The organism is Psychrobacter sp. N25K4-3-2 (assembly GCF_015351755.1).
GTDB classification, from domain to species: Bacteria; Pseudomonadota; Gammaproteobacteria; order Pseudomonadales; family Moraxellaceae; genus Psychrobacter; species Psychrobacter glaciei.
In genome coordinates this window covers 13,523-39,690 of sequence record NZ_JADKLX010000009.1, presented here as the reverse complement: position 1 = coordinate 39,690, position 26,168 = coordinate 13,523, and the positions used below count along the sequence as shown (strand labels likewise).

Genomic DNA, 26,168 nt, shown 5'->3' with positions numbered 1-26,168 from the left:
GCGTTTCTACTGATGTTTTCGATGGTGATGTACCTAATCGGCCTTAAAACTGCGTAGTGATAAAACTAGGGACGCTGTTAACGCTATGTATCTGTTAGCTTCACTACTTATTGAATAATGACTTGGCTAGCTACCTTATTGATCTTCATCTTAGCTCACTGAACATCGTTAGCATAACTTAATAATAAATCTACTCGATATAGCGGGTTAAAATGCTTTAAAAGTTAAGTAGCTCTAACAATAGATTTATGTACCAGCATCAGAGATTTCGGGCTATAGCATAGTTAATCTAAATATCAGGATTACTCTAGTAATCAAAGCTAATGTATTTGTCAGATATTCGGATCTCGACTCTCTTCTATGTGATTGTTTGATTACTCCCTATATAGATCATAAATTTTTTCTCTGAACCCTTATATATATAGCCTAGGGGGCTATATATACTATGATCTATCATAGTATATATTTATGATCTTGGTTCGTATGGGTTCGAAGTTCAGACAATACTCACCCTAAAGCAAACACGCATAAAACGCGGTTGCTTTAGGTATTATCTGACTATCTCAAGCTACACCTAGTATGACCTCGGCACGCATTGGGACGGAAATCAGAACGTCATCACTGTATCAAGCTGACGCTGTTAAAATTACGGCTGATAGCACCGCTTAGACACGTTTTTAACTGCTGAATGGTGTTCTTACGCTGACAAGGATTGCTCCAATATATCGCTTCAGATAGGTCATTCAACTACTCATTACGTTTCTTACTTTGTCTAAATACCCTAGTAGTAAGATCCCCGTATCGCAAACGCTAGCGTCACTTAACCTCATCACCCGTTTGCGCGGAGACGATAAGCATTGACTAAGGAATTGTAAAAGCGAATGACCAATAAGACGTGAAATTACTTGATGAAACTCAGATTAGCTTGTAGAATTGCACCCATGACGGGCCTAACCAGCTGATTCAAATAACGCACCTTGTATGCTTATTTGTGTCGTTCCAGAAATTCCCCAATTTCTGCAACCGTCAGGGTGTATTTAAAAGCAAACGCGCTTACTTGTCAACAAGTAAGCGCGTTTTTTTATTGTCTTTCTCATATTGAAAAATAAACAGTATTTATTATTTATAACAGTATTTTAAAAGCTTTATATGTTTTTAATAAACTCTATGTACCCCTTATAAATATTGGCTTTCAAAGGTTTTTTCAGTAGGCATACTACGACAAATTTAGGGTTATAACGTGATTAATTTAGTGTGTATTAAATTTATAATACGACAAATTTAGGGCTATAGTACGATAAATATAGGGTATAATGAGAAAATATAATAAAAAATTCTCACTATGTGCTATGATTCTATAATATGAATAGGTATTTCTAGGATTTAATGTATGACACCTTCTGAGTTTAAGGAATTACAAGAAAAGCTAAGAGACGATGTAGGTCAATCTTACACAGTGAAAGTTGATAAGCATTTGTCAGCAGACGAACGTGATGAATTAATCAAGCATATTAAAAAAAGTATAGGCGATGCTGATGCTACAATTTTAATTGTAGAACCTAATATTGAGCCACAGTTTGATTTTAAATATGAATTACAAGCTAACACTAATAATGATGAAAATGGACATTTAGCGCTACCTAAATTAAATGAAAACGTTCCAGCCCCTCATAATGGTTGGGTATATGCTGATAACTTGATAGTGATGCAAAACAGGCTTCTTAATGCAATCACCAATTTAGACTTTAACGAAAGACGTCTGATAATGTATCTATCACATATTGTACGTAAGGCTGTTGACCTAAATCCTGAACAAAGAACTTTTGTAGTCACCGCTCTAGAATTTCATAACGAATATGATGTAGGAAAAAACAACGTTTATGATTTATTAGCGAACGTAGCTGACAGCTTATTACATAAAGCATTCTTCTTTTGGAATTTTGAAAAAGATGAGATTGGTAATAGAAAAGGGTCGAGCTGGGTTGCGGAATGTGAATATCTTAGAGGTAATGGCTGTATAGAGGTAACCCTTACTGATACTGTCACAGAAATGTTAACAATATTTGATAGAAGTAATCCATACACACAATATGAGCGACAATATATTGTTAATTTAGGGTCATATGGGATTATTATGTTCGAATTGATTAACAGCTGTTTATATTTAAGAGGTAAGAAAAAGGCCTACTCTATCGAGTATTTAAGAAAGAAATTTAATTGTGAGGATACATACGACAAAGTAACGGATTTCAGAATAAAGGTTATAGATAAAGCAATTAAAGAAGTTGAAAAACATACGCCTCTACGTATTACGTATACGAAACAAAAAAATAGTAGAGAGATTGTAGGGCTAGTATTTAGCTTTAAAAATACTGCCGCTAAGAAAGTTGACAAGAATGATAAACCAACGTGTTTAACTGAGAAACAAGCTAAAAAATATAGTTTTCAATTAAAAGATAAACATGAAATTGTTGGCGATTGGAGCATTAAGTCTTATGATGAAGCACAAAAACGTATTGAGAAAGAGCTACAAGAACCCGAAAAGTATGACCAATACCTCAGTTTTTTGAAAAAATACACTGATTATGGAATTAATTAAAAGGTTTTTTTTGAATGTGAGATGTGTTTGATACCAATATAGTTTTAACTATTATATATTTCTCTCAAGACTTTGTATCAATTGCTAGGCAAGATATAACTAGATTAGTTATAAGCCATACTCTAAGTATTTGAGTAAATATTTTTTATAAAAAAATTAAACAAGAAAAACTACCCTTTGTGGTAGTTTTTTTTGAGAAAATTCCAGACTTAGATGATAAAGAATTTGAGATAAATTACAGTCCTTAGGTTGCTATGTGTGCCACTACAACTAAGCAGCCTGGTCGTTATCCATGAGATCTATAAAAGAAGTCTCAAGCTTACATATTGTATAGTCATCAATCGGTAGTCCTTCATCAAGCTGTCGCTGTACCCAGACATAGACAGCTTCGTCATTATAAAGAATAGAGTCTACGCTAAGTAAGTTTGCTAGCTGCACACCTTGTTGTATTTGCAAATTTGTCAGCAGTTGGACAGATAATGATTTTGCCTCATCAGTAAACCAAGATGACGCGTTGAGTAATAATAAATTCATATGCATTTTTATTCTCCTATAGAACATTATGATTTTTAAATAGGTTAAATAACTTCCTATAGGTCAAATTATACCTATATTTTAATCTATTACAAGTAAAAATAATCTTCTACAGGTCTTTTTTTCTTTTAATGCACTTTACTATGGCAAGCTAGCTTTTAAGTATTAGACTCGTCTATGATTTGATATAAGTCGCCAATATTGATTCTAAGGTACCTGCATACAGACTCAATAACATCTAAATCAACTCTAGTAGCTTCTTCATTATACATACGGGTGATGGTGCCGCGATTGATACCAGTATCTCTTGAGACATCGGCAATTTTAAGACGCCTTTCGCCCATGATAGTCGATAAGTGACATTTCACCATAGTAGTTTCCTAATTAGAAATTGTTTGTGGTTTTTGATTGGCGACTGGATTATAACGAATGCTAACCGCATTAAGTACCTATTTTAGCAGCTCAAAATGATACCCAATAGCTGCACATTATGTTTCAGCAGGTAGTTTACTATGCCAACTCAGGATTTGACAAATTGAGGCAGTTCTATAATTATTATTAGAGTAGGGATTAAGTCAATATTGAAGATATCGCTATTTTGATTGAAAAATGTTGCTATTCATCTAGCTATTAAGTAAAGTCTTATAAATACTCAAATACTCAAATACTCAAATACTCAAATACTCAAATACTCAAATACTCAAAGCACGGAGCTCTCTATGAAAGTCATTGCTGTATTGAATCAAAAAGGGGGCAGTGGCAAGACAACTATTGCCACTCAATTAGCTCGTGGATTACAGCTACAAGGCCATAGTGTATTGTTGGTCGATAGCGATCAGCAAGGTAGCGCTCGTGACTGGAGAGCGGTTGATGAAGATAATCCTGTACCAGTGATTGGTCTAGATCGTCCCACTCTTGATAAAGACTTGAAAAATGTATCTGATAAAGAATATGTAGTGATTGATGGGTCACCGCAAGCAACTAGTTTAGCTTTATCCGCTATTAAAGCAGCTGATTTTGTATTGATCCCCGTACAGCCTAGCCCATACGACGTTTGGGCGACTAGCGATTTAGTGGACTTAGTGAAGCAGCGTATAGAGATGACTGACGGTAAACTAAAAGCTGCCTTTGTAGTGTCTCGGGCCATTCAGAATACCAATATTGGTAAAGAGGTCGCCTCAGTTTTACTAGAGTACGGTCTACCTGTGCTAAACAGTAGAATCATGCAGCGTGTGAGTTATCCGAATAGCGCCTCATTAGGTAAAACGGTATTCGATACTGAATCAGCTAACAGTAATGCAGTGCAAGAGATGACTGCTCTAGTAAACGAAGTTAAAACATTTTTTGATGAAAAATAAGGTGTGAGTATGAAAGCCGGTCGACCAAGTAAGGACGCTAAAAATACGCTAGATTTGTCAGACGTGACAAACGCTCCGAAAAAGACAGTACGGGTTAATTTTAATATTGATGAAGAAAAGTACATTGCGCTCAAAAAGCATGCACTTGATAGCCGAAAAACATTGACGCAGCTGCTCACCGAGATGATTGAAGAACGTCTAGTAGAGCGATAATGACATTGCCTTTAGACCTGTTGATCACTACAATTTGACGCCATACCACCTACCCATTGATCACTTATATAGACCATACCACTTTATGAATAAACAACAACTAGCTAACAAAATCTGGCAATCCGCCAATCAAATGCGCTCTAAGATCGAAGCGAATGAATATAAAGACTATATTATCGGGTTTATGTTCTACAAATTCTTATCAGATAAAGAATTGCAGTTCTTAAAAGCCAACGATTTTACTGATGAGAATATTAGCAGCTTGACGGAAGAAGACGTTGAAGCTGTCGAGTTTATTAAAGAAAACCTTGGCTACTTTATTCCTTATCCGCATTTGTTTTCGACGTGGATAAGTAAAGGTAGCGATTTTGAGATTGCTAATATACGCGATGCACTAAACTCATTTTCACGGAATATAGAAAACAAGAAGGTGTTTGAAGGTATCTTTTCAACCTTACACAATGGCTTAAGCAATCTTGGTAAAGATGCCGCATCTCAAACCAAGGCAGCCAGCAGTTTGATTCATTTGATTAAAAGCATTCCTATGGATGGTAAGCAAGATTATGATGTTCTTGGCTTCATCTATGAGTACCTTTTGGGTATGTTTGCAGCCAATGCAGGTAAAAAAGCTGGTGAGTTTTACACCCCACACGAGGTATCTTTGTTGATGTCTGAGATTATCGCAGACCATCTAAAAGATCGTGACAACATTGCTATCTATGACCCAACCAGTGGTTCGGGTTCGCTACTTATTAATATCGGTCAATCTATTGCCAGACATATTGATAGTAAAAACAACGTTAAATACTACGCTCAAGAGCTCAAACAAAATACCTATAACTTGACTCGTATGAACTTAATCATGCGCGGGGTTTTGCCTTCTAATATCTTTACTCGTAATGCGGATACGTTAGAGGATGATTGGCCATACTTTGATGAAGCTGACCCAGTCAATAGCTATAACATCTTGCACGTAGATGCTGTGGTATCTAATCCTCCTTATTCACAAGAATGGGACTCTGCCAACAAAGAGTCTGATCCGCGCTATGCTCGTTTTGGCCTTGCACCAAAAACTAAGGCAGACTATGCCTTTTTACTTCACGACCTATATCATCTCAAACCAGACGGTATCATGGCGATTGTGCTGCCTCACGGCGTATTATTTCGTGGCGGTGAAGAAGAAAAAATTCGCACAAATCTTATCGACTACAATCATATCGATACCATTATTGGGTTACCTGCTAACATCTTCTTTGGCACAGGTATTCCTACGGTTATCATCATTCTCAAACAAAAACGTGTCAACACAGATGTGCTGATCATAGATGCTTCAAAAGATTTTATAAAAGTTGGCAAAGACAATCAACTGCAAGCGTCGCATATCAAAAAAATCACGGATGCGGTTATTGACCGTCAAAATATCGACAAATACGCCCGTGTGGTCAGCCAACAAGATATACGTGATCAAGGCTACAATCTAAACATTCCACGATATGTAGACTCTGCTGAAGCAGCTACTGCTTGGGATATTTATGCCACTATGTTTGGCGGTATTCCGCGAAATGAGATTGATGCGCTTGATCGTTATTGGGCAGCGTTCCCAAGTCTCAAAAGCAGCTTGTTTAATCAGGAAGAAGATAAGCCTTATTACGAGCTTGCGACAACCGATATTGAGCCACATATCTACCAGAACAATGACGTAAAAGCATTTTTTGAGCGTTACCGTAGTGGTTTTGCCGATTTTGCCGACTACCTTGATCAACAGCTGATTACTAACTTGGATAACCTTAAGATATCAAGGCAAGAAGATATCTTAGCAAATGATATTTTTACTCGTCTGCAAGATTTTTTATTGATTAATAAATACACCGCTTATCAAGCGCTCGATGATCAGTGGCAGCTCATAACAGTAGATTTAGAAATTATCAAAACAGAAGGTTTTGCTGCCACCACTATCGTTAATCCCAATATGGTACTTAAAAAAGTAAACGGCAAAGACGAGGAAGTTCAAGAAGGTTGGGCCGGTCACATACTGCCCTTTAACTTGGTACAGCAGCATCTATTAGCAGACAGACTGCAAAGTCTACAGGATAAAGAGCATCAGCTAACGGCTGTCACTGGCGAATTAGAAAGCTTAATTGATGAGCTAAGTGAAGAGGAAAAAGAGAAGTTACTAAACGATAGTAACACTAGCTTTGCCTCTAGTGAAATCAACAAGGCCCTGAAAGCTGCTTATAAAGATATCGAAACTCCTGAAATCTTAGGCTTAAACCGATATCTAGTATTTTTAGACCGTAAACCTAAAAAACCTGAAAAACTTGATTTTATTGCTCAAGAATCAGCAGTCAACTGGGATGCCATAGAGGCAAACAAAGATGGTACTTACGGCAAGTCTGCTATCAATAGCTATCTAAAAACTCTACAAGCGATGCATCAATTTGCTGCTGACACTGAAGAAGCAAGGCTCGTGCAGGCAGATGGGCTATTAATACAAGAAAAAATGCTAAAGATTGAAATTAGAGACGATAGTGAAGCCCTCCATCAACTCACCAAGCTCGTTATCGAATGGTTGGATGATGACACCGTTAATGAGCTACTTCATCTTAAATGGATACAGCCGTTGGTACAGGTTATGGCGCAGTTGGCCGATGATGTCATTAGTGACCTTACACGACAAGTAAGGGCGCTAGCGGACAAGTATGCAGACACTTATACCGCAACGACTAATGAGCTTACAGCAGCAGAGTGCCAGCTTGCCGATATGATAGATGACTTAGTTGCTGATGAGTTCGATAGTGCAGGACTGCAAGCGCTACAGGCTATTTTAAAAAGCTAGCTATGTTAAATGCTGATATCAAATAAACATGTATAGAAAAGCGGCTTTTTTATGCATATTTGCATAACATGTATAAAAAAGCTGAAATATTATACATATCCCAAGAGGTGTCCATGGACGAGTATCAGATTATCCCTTTACCGCTCCCTGATATGGAGGCGCTAGAAACCAGAGCCGTCCTAAAAAAACTGTCTTCAGCCAATCGCTATTTAGCTGAACTCAAAGGTGTGGTCTCATCCATCCCTAATGAAGCGATCTTGATCAATACCTTGGCTCTACAAGAAGCGAAGCACAGCTCTGAGATAGAGAATATTGTCACTACCAATGATGAGCTGTTTAAAGCTGAGCTTGATATCGTCAACCAAAGTCTTGCAACCAAAGAGGTACAGAACTATACGCAAGCGCTAAAATCAAGTTTCGACACAGTACGAAAAAGTGGCATTATTCGTTTAAGTGATATTTTGGCCATTCAAGAAGAGTTAGAGAAAAACGTCGCAGGCTTTCGTAAGCTGCCAGGTACTACTCTCAAAAACAGCCAAGGCGACATAGTCTATACGCCGCCCCAACACGGCGACGATATCAAAGTATTGATGGATAATCTCGCCACCTTCATAAATGATGATGCGATCTGCGATCTGGACCCACTGGTAAAAATGGCGGTCATTCATCATCAGTTTGAGAGTATCCATCCGTTCTATGATGGTAATGGACGTACAGGACGGATTTTAAATATTCTCTATTTGGTGGCGCAAGGCTTACTAGATTTGCCCGTTTTATACCTGAGTCACTACCTGATTCGCCATAAGGCTGATTACTATCACTATCTACAGCACGTTCGAGATACTGGTGACTGGGAAGGCTGGCTGTTATTTATGCTTGATAGTGTAGAAGAAACGTCTAAATCTACCATCATATTAATCAAAGATATCAAGGCATTGATACAAACGTACAAGCTCAAAATACGCGAGGAGAAGCCCAAAATCTATCGCCAAGAGCTGTTAAATAACTTATTTAACCATCCCTACACCAAGATAGAGTTTGTAATGGATGATTTAGATGTGTCGCGTATCACGGCTACTAAATACTTAGATGAGCTGACCGATATTGGACTGCTACAAAAAGAGAAAATCGGACGCAGCTCCTACTATATCAATATCTCGCTACTGCAACTTTTAATAAATAGAGCGTAATATGAATATAAATAACAACACGCCTGATATTCGTTTTAATGGGTTCATTGATGACTGGATTGAAGGTAAAGTAAGAGATGTTTTGAAAATAAAGAGTGGTATGTCACAAAAAAACATTGAAGTGACTGGTGGTATTTATCCAATTTTAGCAACAGGTGGTGAGATAGGAAGAACTAACATTCCTTTGTATGATAAAGAAAGCGTGTTAATTGGTAGAAAGGGAACAATTGACAAGCCTTATTACATGAATTCTCCGTTTTGGACTGTAGATACTTTATTTTATAGCGAGCTTTCTAAAGAGGCTTCAGGCCTTTTTATATTCACGTTATTTCAAAAAATTCAATGGCGAAAATTAAATACTTCAACAGGAGTGCCAAGCCTAACTAGCTCAACGATACACTCGATACCTATCAGTTTTCCAAAAAAACCTGAGCAGATTGCTATTGGTGAATACTTTCAACATATTGATAAAACTATTACCATTTATCGCTCTAAGCATGAAAAAACAAAGATTTTGAAAAATAATTTCCTTAGTAGAATGTTTCCTCAAGCAGAAGAGGATCAGCCTAAAATTCGTTTAAAAAACTTCAATGAAGAATGGACTGATAAGAAACTAGGAGATATAGGTTATACCTATACAGGATTGAGTGGTAAAACCAAGCATGACTTTGGACATGGCTCAGCAAAATATGTCACATATATGAATGTTTATTCTAATACGCTCTCATCAGTCACCATGTTGGATAATGTGGAAGTAGACAGCAGACAAAACTTAGTGGAAAAAGGAGATGTTTTATTTACTACTTCTTCAGAAACTCCTGAAGAGGTTGGTATGTCGTCTGTTTGGCAACACAATTATTACCCTATATATTTAAATAGCTTTTGTTTCGGTTTTCGTTTGACACAAGAAGTAGACTTAAACTATATAGCCTTTATGTTGCGTTCTGATAAGGTCCGATCAAAAATTATATTATTGGCACAAGGTATCTCTAGATTTAATATTTCTAAAAAAGCGATGATGGAAATTGAAGTTCCTTTACCGACAATGAAAGAACAAATTGCTATCGGTCAGTTCTTTAAGCAACTGGATGACACTCTTGCCTTGCAAGCTAAGCAGCTCAAAGCCCTTGAAAATCTTAAAAAAGCTCTGTTAGCAAAGATGTTTGTATAACAACGCATCGATTTCACATTTAACGTAAAGTAATCTAACGCCCTAAGGCAAGCCCATGACCTTTAAATCAGAAGACGAGTTTGAAAACGCCCTTATCAAAATCCTAATTCAAAAGGGATGGGAAGACACCGTTATCAACCGTCCGACAGAACAGGATTTAATAGACAACTGGGCCAATATTTTATTTCAGAACAATCGCAATCCGGACCGACTTAATAATATCCCGCTGACTGATAGCGAGATGCAGCAGCTTATTGAGCAAATCAATACCTTAAAAACACCGCTCCAGCTAAACGGTTTTATCAATGGCAACAGTGTCGCCATCACTCGTGACAACCCAGATGACGCCTTGCACTACGGCAAAGAGATCAGCCTTAGTATTTATAACCGTCATGAAATTGCGGCCGGACAGAGTCGTTATCAAATCGTAAAGCAGCCGCTATTTCCTACCAAATCGCCCATTCTAAAAAATCGCCGTGGCGACTTGATGCTACTCATCAACGGTATGCCTGTATTTCACCTTGAGCTTAAAAAAAGCGGTATCGCCGTCAGTCAAGCATGCATTCAAATTGAAAAATATGCCGAAGCCGGTATCTTTAGCGGACTGTTTGCCTTAGTACAGATATTCGTCGCGATGACACCGGATGAAACGGTTTATTTTGCCAATCCAGATGGTAATTTTAAGCCTGAGTATTACTTTCAGTGGGCCAACGTCTATAACGAGCCATACACGAGTTACAAGGACATCGCAGCCTCATTACTGTCGATTCCTATGGCCCATCAGCTCATTGGCTTTTATACCGTGGCAGATAATGCCGATGGGGTGCTAAAGGTCATGCGTAGTTATCAGTATTATGCTGCCAACGCCATATCAGACAAGGTATCTACCACGCAGTGGCAAAGCAAGAATAGCCAATTAGGCGGCTATGTTTGGCATACCACAGGCTCCGGTAAGACCATGACTAGCTTTAAGTCAGCACAGCTGATTGCCAGCTCAAAAGACGCTGATAAAGTCGTTTTTTTAATGGATAGAATTGAGCTAGGTACGCAGTCACTTGATGCTTATAAGAGCTTCGCTGAAGAAAGCCAAAGTGTACAAGCTACTGAAGATACTAATGCGCTAATAAGCAAGCTTAAGAGTGATGATCCTGCTGACGTCTTGATTGTCACCTCTATTCAAAAGATGAGCAATATTAAGGCCGATAATAATGCGATGAACGCACATGATTTGGCTGTTATGCAAGATAAGCGCTTGGTATTTATCGTTGATGAGGCACACCGCTCTACCTTTGGTGAGATGCTGCAAACCATCAAGCAGACCTTTCCTAATGCTATGCTCTTTGGCTTTACAGGTACGCCGATACACGATGAGAACCAGCGTAAGATGAGTACCACCGCGACCATCTTTGGTAATGAATTGCACCGTTATAGCATTGCTGACGGCATTCGTGACCGTAATGTCTTAGGCTTTGACTTGTACCGTGTGGCGACCTTTAAAGATAAAGAAGTACGTCAGGTCGTCGCTCTACATCAAGCAAAAGCAGATAGCGAATCTGACGCTTTAGAGGATGATGTTAAGAAAAAAAAGTATTATAAATTTATGAATGATGTGCCTATGGCGGGTGATAACTCTGCTGACGGTACATATAATAAGGGTATTGAGGACTATTTACCGAACGTGCAATATCTGACGCCAGAACACCAAGAGCAAGTGGTGGCAGATATCTTGGATAATTATCCGACATTGAGCCGTGGTAATAAATTTCATGCACTATTCGCTACCAGCAGCATTACTGAGGCCATTACCTACTATAGGTTGCTTAAACAAAAAATAGCCGAGGATAATCTGGATTTAAAAATAAGTGCTTTATTCGACCCTAATGAGGGCAATGAGACCACCTCGATTTTTAAAGAGCAGGGTCTGGCTGAAATCATAGAGGACTATAACGCGCAGTTTGAGCAAAAATTTACGATTTCTAGTCATAGCAAATTTAAAAAAGACATTGCCAATCGCTTATCTCATAAAGTTGAATACAAGTTAATTGAGCGTACTCCAGCGGATCAATTGAACATTCTCATTGTGGTTGAGCAGCTGCTAACAGGATTTGATTCTAAGTGGGTAAATACCTTATATCTAGATAAACTCATTCGCTATGAAAGTATTATTCAGGCGTTCTCTCGTACCAATCGATTATTTGGCCCTGATAAACCCTTCGGTACGATACGCTATTACCGTAAGCCCCATAGTATGGAGCGTAATATTGCGGCAGCCATAAAACTGTACTCTGGCGATAAGCCTCTTGGACTTTTTGTAGATAAGCTTGAGAAAAATCTAAATGAGATGAATAGAGTGTTTGCGGAGACAGTAGAAGTATTTGCCATTGCTAGTATACAAAACTTTGAAGCGCTGCCCACTGAAGAGGCGAGTCAGGCTAAGTTTGCCAAGCTGTTTAAGCTATTTAATGAATATCTAGAAGCTGCAGAAATACAGGGCTTTGTGTGGGATAAACTAACTTACGAATTTGATGATAGCAGTGTCAGCTTAGACTTTGATGAACAGACTTACTTGGTGCTCGCAATGCGCTATAAAGAGCTGTTTTCAGGCGGAGGGTCAGGTGGTGATGGTGGTGACGTCCCATTTGATATTTCAGGTTACTTAACGGAAATTAATACCGATAGAATTGATACCGACTATCTGAATGCGCGTTTTGATAAATACCTTGAGCTGATTGACCTAGAAGGTGCTGAGCAGGCCCTAAATGAGCTGCATCAGGCCTTTCCATCGCTTAGTCAAGCAGAGCAAAAGCATGCCAATATATTTTTAAATGATGTACAGCGTGGCAAAGTTAAAGTCGATGCCAACACCACTTTTAAAGACTATATCACCAAGTATCAAGCTCAAGCTGAGAGTGATGAAATACAACAGCTCTCAGATGATTTAGGACTTAATGAGGCAAAACTGCGTGAGCTTATGAGTAGACAGGTTACAGACGCCACAATCAATGAATTTGGTCTTTATGACGAACTAAAAGAGACCGTCAATAAGACCAAAGCAAAAGCGTACTTTGAATCTATCGAAAACGCGACTATACCCGCGTTTAAAGTGAACATAAGAGTTGATAGTTTACTACGACAGTTTATTCTAGATAGTTAGTACCTGATTATAAAACTCTGAATAAGTGAAAAACCTTGCCACTCTTAGAAAACCGAAGTAACAATCAGGCTGTACTTATTAGCTAAAAACACGAGGTTTTTAGTATTACTGGGACGATTACTGAGTAACACTAAATGTTTATTGAGAATCATAAATCTGCATTATTGAATATTCAAGACGATGTAGGGCCCTACATGAATAGTGGGGTGGTGGTAGACAGTGATGGTTATCTATCTGTAATGCTACCGATTGCTAGAAATACTATTGCTATAAAGTTTGCAGAAAACGACTCTGTGATTGCAGAAATGGTAGCTCATGCGCTTACTATGTTTGAAAAACTTTGTACCGGCGCTGAGGCATATGCTTTTTATAATGAGATGATGGAGTCCGTCAAGCTGCATGATCGTGTGATGCAATTTGTTGCAATGATGATCTTGATTGATGAGCCACAGGGTACACTTGCCATAAGTAAAGCAGTGGATAAAAAGCATGGAAAACTATTAAACGATATTCGCTTAGTTGGTGATTATTTTGGATTTTACGACAAAAAAAGTAAGGCTTATGCTGACGGTATTACGCGAACGGAACATCTTAATGGGACAACCAAAGAGCTAACTCTTCCACCTGAAATTATATTGCTACTTATGTGCTATTACATAAATGGCCAGCGTGTGGTGGCTATGATGCCGTGGTAATGGTCATTGTTGACGAGCAACATATATGTCTTGCAGCTATGAAATTCATATCTGATAAATTGCTGTCACTCTTTGTGTTCAGTATTGAGATTATTTTCATAAAATATATTACTCATTTACTCATATGAGTAAATGAGTAATTCTATACAAAAATAATATCTAATATAACAAAAAACTCAAGACTGTTGTGTGGTAATCCAATTTTCTAATGATGATGCTTTAAAAGCTTAGGTGCAGCATCAAATAGGTGGGTGCTTATCATAGATAATGAAGCTATTGATACTCATGGGCATTCATTTTTTGATTTAGTGATCGCCCATATGTATGCATGAGTCGTTGAATTAAGAGTAACCAAAGTGAAAGCAGCTATCAATCTTGACTGACAATCTCACTTCATTTTAAAACTTGGAACAAATGAAAAGGCTTTGTGCTATCAGCAAGTTGAAACAGTAATGGAGTTATATCAGCTTTTCTAAGATTAATTTTTTTAGCAATATCATCTAGACTCATTCCTTCTGAATTTAGTTCACTGGTTATCGTATTGAGTACTTGAGAGGTCTCTCTATCCATAGGATGAGGCTCTGACTTTCGATAGTTATACTTTGCAATTGCTGGACAAAGCACTCTTGTATAAATCCATTCGCTTATTAACCCTAATTTATGCATTCTATATGCCAGTGCTACTAAAGATACACCGAACACTTTTTTCAGCTCAATAAGGTTGTTTAAAGTAGGGTTTACATGTCTATATTCCATTAATGCAACTTCGGGCATTAAGAACGCAGACGCAAACTTATCTGCACCTCTTTCAACTGCTTTAGAATCTAAGTCTTGCTCAAGCGATTTGCCGAAACTTTCAGACATTTTCATGCTGTAAATATCTCTAACCAAATGACCTAATTCGTGACATGCATCAAATCTACTTCTCTCCATAGTTTTTTGGTTATTAAGAAAGATAAAAGGCTGGTCATCATACCAAACGCTAAAAGCATCAATATATTCCGATTTTACAAAAATCGAAAAAATACGTATACCTTTTGACTCTAACAGAGCAATTAAGCTTCCAATAGGTTTATCGCCTAAACCCCAGTCATAACGGAGCGTATTAGCCGCTTCTTCAGGAGATAAATGGGATAAATCAGGAAGTTCTGACTGAACGAGCTCAAACTCTTCTTCAAACCAATCATTAAGCATAAAACCGGTTATGCCATAAGTTAAAGCTTCAGCTTTAACTTTTTTGGTCATTCTAGAACGAGATCTGAAACTAACGCTATGTTCATCAATGATTGGTAAATCACTGCCTTTAAAAAAATCGATAGGCAAGCTTAGCACCCTTGAAAGATCAACCAAATTAGGCTCAGTATTTCCATTTAGGTAATTTGTTAATGTTCTAGGAGTAATATTTAGCTTTTCTGCTAATTCGGCTTTGCTCACAGCCCGCCTATCGATTGCAAACTGTAATCGATTTGGATTAAACATATATTAGCCTTAAGGTAATTAAGCTTTTTTCTTACGCTTGATAGGAACTACACCTACTTCTACTTTATCTTTCATACGTGGTGTTGTAGGAATGTTGAATTTGATATCAGGAAGTTTAATACGCGTACTCCAGTCATCAATCCTACCTTTTGCAAATGATTTTGGCTGTGAAAGCTCTAATCTCATTAACTCACCAAATCGGTAATGAAGTAAAGTCCAAATGGTAGTTCCCTTATCAGAATTTAATAAAGGATAAATATCATCTTTAAGAGTACTACCTTTAATCGATTTATTGCTTACGCTTCCATCTCTTAAGCCTACATACTTATTACCTGCAAAGACACGGATTGCATGCTCCTTACACGGCGATATTACATATGCGACTCCTCCCTTGCCATCAACTTTGGTCCAACCAAAAGAACATAATTTCTCTCTAAGAAAGCCTGAAATATGAAACTGCCACATCGCTAATAAAGCATTTGTTGGAAAGGATGTTCCAACATGCTGGGTTTTTTCATTAGCAGCCAGAATCACCTCGTAAACTAGTTGAGTTGTAAGACTGGGGTGAATGGCAGCAAGAGCACTAACGACCTCAGAAGTTTCATCAATAAATTTATCTGAAGTAGCATCAAACGACGGTTGTAGTGAAAACATAATATTTCCGATATATTGACATCAAGTTGATGTATGATAATAGGAAATAGAATGCAAGTAAATAGCTAAACGTCAATAAGATAAATAGAGCGAATTGAATCCAGCTGCGTTTAGTATTATGCAGAAAACCTAACTATTTGATATATTCACCTTTAGCTGTGTACTATCTCCAGCAGTATATTCAGCCGATTATTTTATTTGCCATCATGACTCTTATGGGAACACGTTCGATGCGCTATACAGGCATAAAACTGCTAGTGTTAGATATGAACTGACTATAAAATCGATAGCATGGGTCATTATGATCGAGCTGTCTGATTAAAATATTCCATGTTAGCTTCTATAGTTTTTTCAATATAGCTCAGTGCCGTGATGACGCCGCGTAGTTGATGACCACCACAGAATATCAATGCATTTAAACATTGATTCCAAACACAAAAAACCTGCTATCAGTAGCTCTAACAGCAGGTTTTTTGTGTTTGGACGATAGGTATAAGTTAACTCTTTACATTCACTTCTTTATAACATAAATTAAAAATAGCTTGTAAACTTCATTTATGTGCATTTTACTCATCAGACTATATTATAAGGAAGTAAGAATGAGCGATCCAAAAAATGGTGGTACAAATTCAAAAGATAGAGGGAAACCTATTAACGAATCAGACCAAGGTGCCTCAATTCGTAGACCTATGGGTGACACTGCAATTGGACAAAACCCAGAATCAACTAGCAAACCACCGAAACCACCACACAACCCACATAAATAAACTTCTTTAAAATATTAGGATGTAACTATGGGTAATCCAAACAACGGGAATTCAAGTTCCAACGGTGAAAAAAAATCAGACCGAGGTAGTTGGCCATTAAGTGATAACGGGCAGCGGCCAGTATCCAGTAGACCCCCGCCTAAACCACCACATAACCCGCATAAATAGTTTTTTTACTAACCTTGCTCTACTTGTGTTGTATATCTCATTTCCAAAAACTCTATATCGGCACGAGGGAAATAAGTAATCATACTACCAAACTCTGGCTCTAACTTAACCTGTGCTACCTCTATCCATTCCACACCGTCTTTACCTTTAGTATCCGTAACATAAAAGGCAATACCATCTTCGTCCATAATAAATGGGGCAAATGCTTCTCCAAAAAACTCCATCGTACTATTACATAAATATTGATTACCATTCTTATGGACTAATTTTATTTGGGTTGCTGCTACATCTTTATGAGCAGATAAGGTTTTCCAAGTGTCTCCTGAATTTAGAGTATGGCTAATTTTTTTACGATATAATAAATTTGTCCATTTTGCTTCAGCAAACTTTAACCAGCCGTATGCAAGTGGTAAGCCAAAAAATACTGATAGGTAAGCCCAACTTGAGTCACACAGTTGCAAAGTAACCGCTGTTGGTAAACCTAATAGTAATATAAGTAGCCACATATCCGTTATTTTTTCGGTCTTACGGTAGTCTCGTTTTAATAAAGCATAGCCCAAGTAACCCGCAACCAATGTGGCCTGTATTTGAATTGGCAATTGTAGTAATTCTTGCATGAAAGCCCCCTAATAATATGCTTTGATTATTACATATACTGATAGTACAACTTCATTAGTCTTACACAATAAAAAACCCGCTAACAATTAGCGGGTTTTATTAAACCAATATACCTATGGATACGGTTCCCTAGTGAGGACTTGAATATCAAGCTGCAAGCTATTGATGTCAGTAGTCAAAATACTCATAGCAGCTCAGTGTACATAGCAGTGTACCTTTCAAGATGAAATGGCGGCATATCCATCTTTTTAATTAGTCGCTGTACCTATTAAATATAAGATCGCCTTTAATGAAGGCTTACCTCCCAGTTGTCACTAAACAGATTGGCTTTAGGAATAAAAAAATCTTACTCTAACATAGATATCAGTTTCACAAAGGAATGTATCTTGTTAGCACAGCGTTCATTTTTATTAGTTCATACATGATTGTCTCTCATACCTAATAAGCAGACTGCTTACCCCAATCATAGATACCACGTTTATAAGCGTAAATCAGCATAATTAAGCCAGCGATAATCATCGGTGCGCTTAATATTTGTCCTTTGGTCATCCAACCTAAAAGGATAAATCCTTGATCAGCATCTGGCTGACGGAAGAATTCAATGATAAAGCGGCTGATACCGTAGCCCAGTAAGAACACGGCAGAAGCGGCCATACGTGGACGCGGCTTTGATGAGTACCACCATAAAAAGATAAATAGCAGCAGACCTTCGGCGAAGGCTTCATATAGTTGCGATGGATGACGAGGCAGTATGTACTGACCATTAACCTCAATCATTAATTCTTGCAATTGTGGATTGCTCTGTAATTGCTCCATATCAAAGGCAGCGGCTTGCGGAAAGTAGGTCAGCCAATTATAGCCACCGTCTGATACGCGCCCCCATAGTTCACCATTGATATAATTACCGATACGACCAAACAGTAAGCCAGTTGGCACGCAAGGAACGATAAAATCGAATACTTGAAAGGTGGTTTTTTTGTATTTACGCGCAAAGAACCACATACCTATCATGACGCCAATAAAGCCGCCGTGGAAAGACATACCGCCTTCCCAAACCTTTAATAGGTATGCGGGGTTTTGTAGTAGCTCGCCGAATTGATAAAACAGCACATAGCCAATCCGACCGCCTAAAATAACGCCAAGCGCCCCATAAAAGACCAAATCAGACACCATATCGGTGGTCCAATTGTCGCGTTTGGTACTACGATACCAAGCCAGACCATAAGCGGCGGCAAATGCCAGCAGGTACATTAAACCATACCAGTTCACTTCTACTGGACCCAAAGACAGCGCAACGGGATCATACTGAGGATGAATCATCATAAAGGTATCATAATTATTGATAATAAAATGTTGGTCATAATAGCAAAATTTGACCCTTGCGAACACGACCGTCTGTTCAAAACAAAAGAGTGTCAACGATCATAACGTGGTGCTGGAATAAATATTTCGAAGCATCTGTTTGGCTTGCGCGCAGCAAGCGGAAAAAAATTATCCCAGCAATGTGATATTCTCCCTAAATCTAATCAACCAACTGAGGCGTGAATGCCTTTTATCTTTTTGAATAACAAAAAAACTATGGAGAAAAGTAGATTCGATGCATGTCACGAATATGGTCATTTGGTTAGAGGTATCTACAGCATGATAATATCTGAAAGTTTCGTAGAATCGCTTGATCAAGACTTAGAGTCTAAAGCAGCTGAAACATGAATCCTACAATAAAATTTATGCTGATTAAATTATTATGATTAAGTTTACTATTACCCTCGTCTTCTAAGTGTGGTTAGACCTTTGCCAAAATAGCTCAGTAGTAATAGCAGCGCTATTATTATCAAGATAGGATAATTTCCCATAAGCATAAAGGGAGTGTTACCAACCCGTGCCTGTATCTCACCACGTAGTACAGTACGCTCAAACTGCGGTGCGCGTTTTACAATACGACCTTTATGGTTAATGATAGCGGTAACACCAGTATTGGTCGCTCGAATAAACCAGCGCCCGTTCTCAAGAGCGCGCATTTGTACCATTTGCAAATGTTGCAATGGTCCTGCTGAAGTGCCAAACCAGGCATCGTTAGAGACGGTCAACAAAAAGTCAGTATCGATGGCATTTTTACGCGTAGTATCTGGATAAGCTACCTCATAACAGATAGCCGTCCCTATATTGTGTCCACGCACTTGTAGCGGTGACTGCTGATCACTACCACGACTATAGCTCTTAATATCCTGACTACCGGCCAAATTTGGGAAAATATCGAGTACGCCTTCAAATGGAATATACTCTCCAAAAGGCACCAGACGCTGCTTCTTGTATAGGCCTTCCGCTTCTACACCTCGAGCAATCACGCTATTGTAAAATGGGGGATACTTATCCGTACTGGCATTGAATGCCGCTTTATCCTTATAAGGGATACCAGTTATCCATGTAGTATTGGTCGCATTGGCCATTTCTATCATTTCACTAATAAAGCCCGCAGCCTCATCCTGAAACATCGGAATAGATGATTCAGGCCACACCACAACATCACGTCCCCACTCAGTGCGCGTTAACTTCGCATAAATCTTTAGCGTTTCTACTTGATATTGAGTCAGCCACTTTATATCTTGTGAAATATTACCTTGAATCAATGACACTGACAGATCAGGTGTGCCCTTAGGTTTTGTCCATTGCGGATTGACCAGCCATAATGATGTGCTAATGGCTAATAACAGTAAAGAAACGGCGGCATAACTACTGCGCCGAAGCAGTAGCTCTACTAAACTTGCAGCCAATAGTATGGCAACAAAAGAGACGGCAAAAACACCAGCAACGGGTGCTAAGGACGATAGCCAATACTCTTCAGTAAACGCATAACCAACAAACAGCCATGGAAAGCCTGTGAATAACCAAGTTTTTAACCATTCTTGTAGCACCCAAAGAGCAGCAAATGAAAAGGGTTGTTTGCCTACCATACGGTTAAAGACTAGTGCTAAAAATCCATGAAACAGTCCCATACCGAGACCCATCAATGCAATCATAATCAATGCGAGCCACGTTGGAGTATCGCTATAATCATGGATGGCAGTATAGAGCCAAAAGCCGCCGACGCACCATAACCCCATACCGTAAGCTTCACCAATAATAAAAGCGCGACGACCACTCATATTTGGTACCAACAGCGCATATAAAATCGCTGGTGACACTATTGCTAGCGGCCAGAACCCATAAGGCGCTAGCGCAAATAAAAAAATAGCTCCTGCAAGCCATGCTGCTACTAGCGTAAACCATAGCGGTAATTGATTTGAGTGAGTACTCAAACGCTTTTGTAGATTAATAGTAGACAGGCTCATCGCAAATTATCCAAAATTATGTGCCTTGAATTTTTGATCAAAATCCAAAACTCAGATAGACCCGTTAATACTACAGGCAGCATTTCAAAATAAAAACTGCTTATGATACCAGTCCGCACTGCTCAATGGATAAATTTACGTACCCCGTTTGATGGGTTATTATGCTACATTACCAAACGATATGAAGTGTTACGTGGCCTTCTATAGCTCACAATATTTACAGTACATGAGAGAGTACTATGACCACCTTAAAAATAAAATCCAGTCTTATATTCAATCGTCATCTGTCTAAGGGGTTGCGTAGTACGTTAGTATTACTTGCCGCCTCATCACTATTTGCTTGTAGCCAACCGAGTAGTGGCGTATCTGATGCAAGCACAACATCGGCATCAACTGAAGATGTAGTGACTGTTCCAAAGACAGCTGAACCAAACGTTATAAGTGCCCCTATGATGACATCAGTAAGTAAACCAGACCTACTAAAAAACGTCTCAGCCACGGTATATAAAGATGCTAATTGCGGCTGCTGTAAAGAATGGATAAGTCATGCAGAAGATAATGGTCTAAGTGCAACCGCGCAAGATGTTGCGGACTTAGCCGTATTTAAAGAGCGCTACAGCGTTCCAACTGAGATGCGTTCTTGCCATACTGTAGTCACTACTGATGATTACGTCTTTGAAGGCCATGTACCTGCTAAGTATATGGCGCAATTTTTAGAGAATCCGCCAGTACAAGCGCTCGGACTTGCTGTACCGGGTATGCCTGTTGGTAGCCCAGGTATGGAGTATCAAAATAAATTCATGCCCTATCAGGTTATGCAGCTCAATAAAGACGGGACGACCCAAGTTTATGCTGATATCGAATCGGTAGAGCAGCAATTATAATGTGTTAGCAGTTAAGAATACTTTGATTATAGTGTTAGCGTTAAAAGTAAATGAGAAAGGTATAAGACTGTTCTATTACTTATAAATTGATTCTTCATCAAAAATCTCATTAGCTATTGAGACTTTAATAGCTAAAATAACTTTGAATTTGTAACTTTTGATGACAATGTAAGCTAATTTATCGATTATTTACCCTTAAAATGGATAGATAACTAAGGACTAATACAAGAATATACAGAGTGTATCGAAACAATTACGTAAGATTACATAATCCAGTAGGGAATTAAAGTCTATATTGACACTATAGATTATTATATTATCTTAATAATGAGTTAAACCCTATGTAGCATAATTGCCTCGGTCCAATTTAAAAACGTCTAAATGTTAAATCTACAATTATGGATTTAACGCTTAGACGTTTTTTTTCTCATAAAACAGTAAAAATTATTGTCAATGTAGTCAGCTATATCCTGTGCATGTTACACAAACTTACATTGTAAAATGTACATTATTAGTAATTTTTTCAACATCAAAAAAGTATTTTTGGGGTTTTTAAGGGTGATGACAGGCTAAACAGCCTATGCTAAAGTCGGCTTTGTGTTTTGGTCAGCAGCTTGATTTGCAACGGCTTCGTAAGACTTCAATGATGCTGTGATCGCCAATAATCATTTTTTATATGAATAATATGCAGCAGAAGTATCAGTCACTATGACGTATATATACTTGAGTTGTTGAAATTTAATTGACTGCGCTGTTGTTGATAACAGACCATTTTGAATTAACCGTAGGTATTAGATTTATGAAACAGGCTTTATTGATTTTGTCAGTACTGGGTATGGGCATAGCACAAACGAGTGGTGCTGCTATCACAATCTCTCAAACAAATAATACCATCACCAATACTTCTGTGGCATCAAACTACGGTTCATCAAAAAACATCTATAGCACTAGCAGTGGTGCTTATGTTTCTAATAATGATGAAATCAGTCAAGCAATTAGCAACCTAAGTGCGCAGGCCAAGCAAAAAGAGAATCAGCTTTCATCGCTGAACAGCCGCTTATACGCTGAAAAACAACAGCAGCAAGTCAATACAGTTCCTGATAGCAATTCAGCCCCCGCTATCGCTGCTGCTCGTGCTTCACGAGTGGCTCTATCTGGTAGCTCTGGATATTGTGCCCGTTACGTACGTAAAGCACTACAATCAGCAGGTTATGAGTTTACCCCGAATCCTTCAGCCTATCAGTACGCCACTCGTGGCACGCTTGATAAAGCAGGTTTTAGCAAAATCAGTAATGATATGCCAACCCAAGTAGGTGATGTTATTGTCTATGATCGCTCATCAAAGCGTCCACATGGCCATATCCAAATCTTTGATGGCGAAAACTGGATTTCTGATTTCCGTCAGAACAGCATCAGCCCATACAGTGGTGTCTATGCTTATACCACATGGCGTGATTCAAAATACGTGGATGACGCATCCGCATCAGATCGAAATATCTACCTTGCTATGAATGATAAATAAGACCTGATAAGTCAGCACAACATAGTTGTTATTTCCTCCAACCCCAGTAGTGATCTTAATATCATTGCTGGGTTTTTTTGTGCTTAACATCAGGGCGTATTTAACCTTTCATGATTTGATCCGTCAGAAATGAACACTACTGATATCATTACTCATGACAGGAGTTATCGACAAGCGCGTTTAAAATGCCACATGATGACGCTGGTGCACTACTTGCACATTTCTGGCGTAAAACGGTCAAGTGATGCTTTAAGTGCATCAGTTCTTCCATTCGTATTTCCACAGCATGAATGTGCTCATCTAGCAAGTTATTCACATCGCCGCAGTCCTTGTCAGGCGACTCCCAGTATTCAAGTAAGATTCGCACATCATCTAAAGCCATATCGAGCGTACGGCAATGTAGGATAAATTGTAGACGCTCAATGTGCTCTTCATTATATAAACGATAATTCCCTTCGCTACGAAAAGGCTCGGGTAATAAACGCTCTTTTTCATAATAGCGAATGGTTTCTACTGTGGCACCTGTGCGTTTAGCGAGCTCACCAATTTTGATTGTCATAACAACCTCTATGATTTAAATAATTAAAGTGGCTGTAAAGACTGGCGCTAGAGAAATTAAATTTACAAAACTGTAGATAGACAACCTTGACTCTAAAGCCACTAGAGGGTTCATAATACCATTATTCAAAGGGTAAATTATTATGAAATATCATATTGAAGGTATGGACTGTGCCAGTTGCATCGGCAAGATTGAAACAGCTTTGAAACGTATGCCTGGGGTTTCTGATGTTGAGCTAAATTTTGCTACAGAAACGCTAGAGCTAAGCTTGGCCCCTGATGCGCCGACTCAGGCTAGTGATATTGAAAAAACCATCAAAAGCCTAGGGTTCGGTATATCTGCCAATACTGGTCAACAAACTGTATCGGCTATTGATATTGACAGCGACAATCAGATGGCTCCGCAGGATAAGCGGTGGTGGCAAACTCAAAAAGGCAAACAGGTTGTTGGTCTCGGTATTTTGATGGGCAGCGCTTATGCACTGTCACTACTGTTCCCCGCTTATGGGATATGGGTGTTTGCCATCGCTGTGATTGTAGGCGTTTTTCCATTTGCACGCAAAGCCTTAGCACTGGCTAAAACAGGTTCATTCTTTTCAATTGAAACGCTGATGTCCGTCGCCGTGCTTGGCGCACTTATCATTGGTGAAGCTGAAGAGGCCGCAGCGGTTGTCTTTTTGTTCTCAATCGGTGAACTGTTTGAGAGTATCGCTGCTGATCGCGCTCGCGCTGGCATCAGAGCCTTATCATCGCTGGTTCCGAAAAGTGCGATTTTACTTGATGCTCAAGGTGGGCAGCGTAACGTTCCAGCGACTTCACTACAAGTGAATGACCTTGTGCTGGTGCGTCCTGGAGATAGGGTATCTGCTGATGGTTCCATTGTTCAAGGTGCGTCCAGCCTTGATGATTCGCCCGTGACGGGAGAGTCTGTTCCTGTTGCCAAGACGATGGGTGACAATGTATTTGCAGGGTCAATTAACATCGATGGTGTGCTCCAAGTGCGCGTAGAAAAGACAGCCGCCGATAACACTATTTCGCGCATTATTGATTTGGTAGAGCAAGCGCAAGCTTCCAAAGCACCCACTGCCCGTTTTATTGAGAAATTCAGTCGTTACTATACACCGGCTGTGATGGCTATTGCCGCCCTAATTATCATCGTCCCACCGTTAACCATGGGCGGAGATTGGTCAACTTGGTTATATCGAGGTCTAGCCTTATTATTGATCGCTTGTCCTTGTGCTCTTGTGCTCTCAACACCAGCTGCTATCGCCTCTGGTCTAGCGGTCGGTGCGCGCCGCGGCTTGCTGATCAAGGGCGGTAGTGCTTTAGAAACCATCGGCCAAGTGAAGACAGTCGCTTTTGACAAGACAGGCACTTTAACTGAAGGCAAACCACGCGTGACCGATGTTGTTGACATTACACAAGAGTATTCAAGTGTTCAAGGTCAGGATTCTCAGGATCAGGGTTCTCAAGGTAAAGATAAGGTATTGGCGCTCTTTGCCAGTGTGGAGACAGGTTCTAGTCACCCGCTTGCTGAAGCTATTGTCAGTCATGCCAAAGCCGCCAAAGTTGTCATACCTGTGGCTTCTAAAGCTTCTGCTACTGCGGGTAAAGCGGTACACGCAACTATCGCTGGGCGCGCGCTAGCTATCGGTTCGCCTGTTTATGCCGCAGATGAGGCATCAATTTCAGCCGAGCAACAGGCACAAATCGAGGCGCTGCAAAATGAGGGTAAGACCGTCTCAGTGCTGTTTGATGAGCAAAGTCGAGAAGTGCTTGGATTGGTCGCACTAAGAGATGAGTTACGAGACGACGCTCATGAAGGTGTGGCTCAGCTTAAAGCGATGGGTGTGCGCTCTGTTATGCTCACAGGCGACAACCGCTTAACCGCTCAAGCACTTGCCAGTAATTTAGATGTGGAATGGGAAGCTGAGCTGTTGCCTGAGGACAAACTGCGCTTGCTTAACGAGATGAAGAATAACAGCAAAATAGCGATGGTGGGTGATGGTATTAACGATGCGCCAGCGCTAGCAACCGCTGATGTTGGCATCGCAATGGGTGGCGGTACTGATGTGGCCATTGAGACGGCCGACATTGCATTATTGAAAAGTCGTGTTACGGACATGGCTCATCTCATCGCACTGTCGCGCGCCACTATGACCAATATTCATCAGAACGTCATTTTCGCCTTGGGTCTCAAAGGCGTCTTTTTGATCACGACCGTATTCGGCATTACTGGACTATGGATTGCGGTTCTAGCTGATGCTGGAGCAACAGTGCTCGTTACTCTCAATGCGTTACGTTTACTGCGCTTTAAAGGCGCGCCTCCATTGGTAACTGCGCCTAAAGTAGTTAAATAAAACCCTTCGAAATCAATTAAAAACTAGAGATAGCAGCAGATTTCGGGGGTGGGTTCTAATAATAAAAATTCCACCGCCA

The 26,168-nt window shown here is 39.4% G+C and carries 21 protein-coding genes; 13 read left to right on the top strand and 8 right to left on the bottom strand.

Going from position 1 to position 26,168, the window contains the following annotated elements; translation table 11 throughout:
- Positions 1-1,390 precede the first annotated feature (1,390 nt).
- Entirely contained in the window at positions 1,391-2,599 is a 1,209-nt protein-coding gene (locus IOD06_RS13230; RefSeq protein ID WP_194621244.1) for a replication initiation protein, read from the top strand.
- Positions 2,600-2,869: 270 nt separating this feature from the next.
- Here IOD06_RS13230 and IOD06_RS13225 read toward each other — a convergent pair whose 3' ends face one another.
- Together IOD06_RS13225 and IOD06_RS13220 are read right to left on the bottom strand one after the other, a co-directional pair.
- Positions 2,870-3,139: a hypothetical protein gene (locus tag IOD06_RS13225; protein ID WP_194621243.1), complete on the bottom strand. Its 270-nt coding sequence runs from the start codon at positions 3,137-3,139 to the stop codon at positions 2,870-2,872.
- A gap of 152 nt (positions 3,140-3,291) precedes the next feature.
- On the bottom strand, positions 3,292-3,504 hold the full coding sequence (locus IOD06_RS13220; protein ID WP_194621242.1) for a helix-turn-helix transcriptional regulator: 213 nt from the start codon (positions 3,502-3,504) through the stop codon (positions 3,292-3,294).
- Positions 3,505-3,852: 348 nt separating this feature from the next.
- Here IOD06_RS13220 and parA point away from each other — a divergent pair, with 348 nt between their 5' ends.
- The 7 genes from parA (at position 3,853) to IOD06_RS13185 (ending at position 13,750) form a co-directional block, all read left to right on the top strand.
- On the top strand, positions 3,853-4,491 hold the full coding sequence (gene parA, locus IOD06_RS13215; protein ID WP_194621241.1) for a ParA family partition ATPase: 639 nt from the start codon (positions 3,853-3,855) through the stop codon (positions 4,489-4,491).
- A gap of 9 nt (positions 4,492-4,500) precedes the next feature.
- The gene (locus IOD06_RS13210; protein ID WP_194621240.1) at positions 4,501-4,704 is read left to right on the top strand and encodes a hypothetical protein; all 204 of its coding nucleotides are present in this window, start codon (positions 4,501-4,503) and stop codon (positions 4,702-4,704) included.
- Positions 4,705-4,789: 85 nt separating this feature from the next.
- On the top strand, positions 4,790-7,540 hold the full coding sequence (locus IOD06_RS13205; protein ID WP_194621239.1) for a type I restriction-modification system subunit M: 2,751 nt from the start codon (positions 4,790-4,792) through the stop codon (positions 7,538-7,540).
- A 113-nt stretch (positions 7,541-7,653) separates the two neighbouring features.
- The gene (locus tag IOD06_RS13200) at positions 7,654-8,730 is read left to right on the top strand and encodes a Fic family protein (protein ID WP_194621238.1); all 1,077 of its coding nucleotides are present in this window, start codon (positions 7,654-7,656) and stop codon (positions 8,728-8,730) included.
- A 1-nt stretch (position 8,731) separates the two neighbouring features.
- On the top strand, positions 8,732-9,901 hold the full coding sequence (locus tag IOD06_RS13195; RefSeq protein ID WP_194621237.1) for a restriction endonuclease subunit S: 1,170 nt from the start codon (positions 8,732-8,734) through the stop codon (positions 9,899-9,901).
- Between the two features lie 55 nt (positions 9,902-9,956).
- Positions 9,957-13,055 carry a type I restriction endonuclease subunit R gene (locus IOD06_RS13190; protein WP_194621236.1) on the top strand — a complete coding sequence of 1,033 codons (3,099 nt, stop codon included), beginning with the start codon at positions 9,957-9,959 and terminating at the stop codon, positions 13,053-13,055.
- Positions 13,056-13,189: 134 nt separating this feature from the next.
- The gene (locus IOD06_RS13185; RefSeq protein ID WP_194621235.1) at positions 13,190-13,750 is read left to right on the top strand and encodes a hypothetical protein; all 561 of its coding nucleotides are present in this window, start codon (positions 13,190-13,192) and stop codon (positions 13,748-13,750) included.
- Between the two features lie 393 nt (positions 13,751-14,143).
- Here IOD06_RS13185 and IOD06_RS13180 read toward each other — a convergent pair whose 3' ends face one another.
- Together IOD06_RS13180 and IOD06_RS13175 are read right to left on the bottom strand one after the other, a co-directional pair.
- Entirely contained in the window at positions 14,144-15,229 is a 1,086-nt protein-coding gene (locus IOD06_RS13180; protein WP_194621234.1) for an ImmA/IrrE family metallo-endopeptidase, read from the bottom strand.
- An 18-nt stretch (positions 15,230-15,247) separates the two neighbouring features.
- Positions 15,248-15,883, bottom strand: a complete 636-nt coding sequence (locus IOD06_RS13175; RefSeq protein ID WP_194621233.1) for a hypothetical protein — start codon at positions 15,881-15,883, stop codon at positions 15,248-15,250.
- 599 nt (positions 15,884-16,482) lie between these two features.
- Here IOD06_RS13175 and IOD06_RS13170 point away from each other — a divergent pair.
- Entirely contained in the window at positions 16,483-16,650 is a 168-nt protein-coding gene (locus IOD06_RS13170; protein ID WP_194621232.1) for a hypothetical protein, read from the top strand.
- Positions 16,651-16,826: 176 nt separating this feature from the next.
- Here the strand turns inward: IOD06_RS13170 and IOD06_RS13165 are convergent, their stop codons facing one another.
- Positions 16,827-17,435 carry a hypothetical protein gene (locus IOD06_RS13165; protein WP_194621231.1) on the bottom strand — a complete coding sequence of 203 codons (609 nt, stop codon included), beginning with the start codon at positions 17,433-17,435 and terminating at the stop codon, positions 16,827-16,829.
- 439 nt (positions 17,436-17,874) lie between these two features.
- On the bottom strand, positions 17,875-18,759 hold the full coding sequence (gene lgt, locus IOD06_RS13160) for a prolipoprotein diacylglyceryl transferase (protein WP_045455784.1): 885 nt from the start codon (positions 18,757-18,759) through the stop codon (positions 17,875-17,877).
- A gap of 222 nt (positions 18,760-18,981) precedes the next feature.
- Between lgt and IOD06_RS13840 the strand changes: the two genes are divergently transcribed.
- Positions 18,982-19,146, top strand: coding sequence for an ImmA/IrrE family metallo-endopeptidase (locus IOD06_RS13840; protein WP_353511630.1), 165 nt, complete (start codon positions 18,982-18,984; stop codon positions 19,144-19,146).
- Between the two features lie 50 nt (positions 19,147-19,196).
- Here the strand turns inward: IOD06_RS13840 and lnt are convergent, their stop codons facing one another.
- On the bottom strand, positions 19,197-20,765 hold the full coding sequence (lnt, locus tag IOD06_RS13155; RefSeq protein WP_194621230.1) for an apolipoprotein N-acyltransferase: 1,569 nt from the start codon (positions 20,763-20,765) through the stop codon (positions 19,197-19,199).
- A 239-nt stretch (positions 20,766-21,004) separates the two neighbouring features.
- Between lnt and IOD06_RS13150 the strand changes: the two genes are divergently transcribed.
- Both IOD06_RS13150 and IOD06_RS13145 read left to right on the top strand, forming a co-directional pair.
- Complete coding sequence (locus tag IOD06_RS13150) at positions 21,005-21,649, top strand: DUF411 domain-containing protein (RefSeq protein ID WP_045455788.1); 645 nt, start codon at positions 21,005-21,007, stop codon at positions 21,647-21,649.
- 799 nt (positions 21,650-22,448) lie between these two features.
- On the top strand, positions 22,449-23,171 hold the full coding sequence (locus tag IOD06_RS13145; protein WP_194621229.1) for a CHAP domain-containing protein: 723 nt from the start codon (positions 22,449-22,451) through the stop codon (positions 23,169-23,171).
- A gap of 148 nt (positions 23,172-23,319) precedes the next feature.
- Here IOD06_RS13145 and cadR read toward each other — a convergent pair whose 3' ends face one another.
- Entirely contained in the window at positions 23,320-23,730 is a 411-nt protein-coding gene (gene cadR / locus IOD06_RS13140; RefSeq protein ID WP_007394845.1) for a Cd(II)/Pb(II)-responsive transcriptional regulator, read from the bottom strand.
- A 142-nt stretch (positions 23,731-23,872) separates the two neighbouring features.
- On the opposite strand from cadR, the gene IOD06_RS13135 reads away from it, so the two are divergent.
- Entirely contained in the window at positions 23,873-26,089 is a 2,217-nt protein-coding gene (locus tag IOD06_RS13135; RefSeq protein ID WP_194621228.1) for a heavy metal translocating P-type ATPase, read from the top strand.
- Positions 26,090-26,168 lie beyond the last annotated feature (79 nt).

Excerpts from the sequence above, each read along its gene's own strand:
- parA (WP_194621241.1), top strand. The coding sequence starts at position 3,853 with ATGAAAGTCATTGCTGTATTGAATCAAAAAGGGGGCAGTGGCAAGACA.
- IOD06_RS13205 (WP_194621239.1), top strand. The coding sequence starts at position 4,790 with ATGAATAAACAACAACTAGCTAACAAAATCTGGCAATCCGCCAATCAA.
- IOD06_RS13220 (WP_194621242.1), bottom strand. The coding sequence starts at position 3,504 with ATGGTGAAATGTCACTTATCGACTATCATGGGCGAAAGGCGTCTTAAA.
- IOD06_RS13195 (WP_194621237.1), top strand. The coding sequence starts at position 8,732 with ATGAATATAAATAACAACACGCCTGATATTCGTTTTAATGGGTTCATT.
- cadR (WP_007394845.1), bottom strand. The coding sequence starts at position 23,730 with ATGACAATCAAAATTGGTGAGCTCGCTAAACGCACAGGTGCCACAGTA.
- IOD06_RS13200 (WP_194621238.1), top strand. The coding sequence starts at position 7,654 with ATGGACGAGTATCAGATTATCCCTTTACCGCTCCCTGATATGGAGGCG.
- IOD06_RS13180 (WP_194621234.1), bottom strand. The coding sequence starts at position 15,229 with ATGTTTAATCCAAATCGATTACAGTTTGCAATCGATAGGCGGGCTGTG.
- IOD06_RS13145 (WP_194621229.1), top strand. The coding sequence starts at position 22,449 with ATGAAACAGGCTTTATTGATTTTGTCAGTACTGGGTATGGGCATAGCA.
- lnt (WP_194621230.1), bottom strand. The coding sequence starts at position 20,765 with ATGAGCCTGTCTACTATTAATCTACAAAAGCGTTTGAGTACTCACTCA.
- IOD06_RS13185 (WP_194621235.1), top strand. The coding sequence starts at position 13,190 with ATGTTTATTGAGAATCATAAATCTGCATTATTGAATATTCAAGACGAT.
- IOD06_RS13135 (WP_194621228.1), top strand. The coding sequence starts at position 23,873 with ATGAAATATCATATTGAAGGTATGGACTGTGCCAGTTGCATCGGCAAG.
- IOD06_RS13165 (WP_194621231.1), bottom strand. The coding sequence starts at position 17,435 with ATGCAAGAATTACTACAATTGCCAATTCAAATACAGGCCACATTGGTT.
- IOD06_RS13230 (WP_194621244.1), top strand. The coding sequence starts at position 1,391 with ATGACACCTTCTGAGTTTAAGGAATTACAAGAAAAGCTAAGAGACGAT.
- IOD06_RS13175 (WP_194621233.1), bottom strand. The coding sequence starts at position 15,883 with ATGTTTTCACTACAACCGTCGTTTGATGCTACTTCAGATAAATTTATT.
- IOD06_RS13190 (WP_194621236.1), top strand. The coding sequence starts at position 9,957 with ATGACCTTTAAATCAGAAGACGAGTTTGAAAACGCCCTTATCAAAATC.
- IOD06_RS13210 (WP_194621240.1), top strand. The coding sequence starts at position 4,501 with ATGAAAGCCGGTCGACCAAGTAAGGACGCTAAAAATACGCTAGATTTG.
- IOD06_RS13225 (WP_194621243.1), bottom strand. The coding sequence starts at position 3,139 with ATGCATATGAATTTATTATTACTCAACGCGTCATCTTGGTTTACTGAT.
- lgt (WP_045455784.1), bottom strand. The coding sequence starts at position 18,759 with ATGATGATTCATCCTCAGTATGATCCCGTTGCGCTGTCTTTGGGTCCA.
- IOD06_RS13150 (WP_045455788.1), top strand. The coding sequence starts at position 21,005 with ATGACCACCTTAAAAATAAAATCCAGTCTTATATTCAATCGTCATCTG.
- IOD06_RS13170 (WP_194621232.1), top strand. The coding sequence starts at position 16,483 with ATGAGCGATCCAAAAAATGGTGGTACAAATTCAAAAGATAGAGGGAAA.
- IOD06_RS13840 (WP_353511630.1), top strand. The coding sequence starts at position 18,982 with ATGCCTTTTATCTTTTTGAATAACAAAAAAACTATGGAGAAAAGTAGA.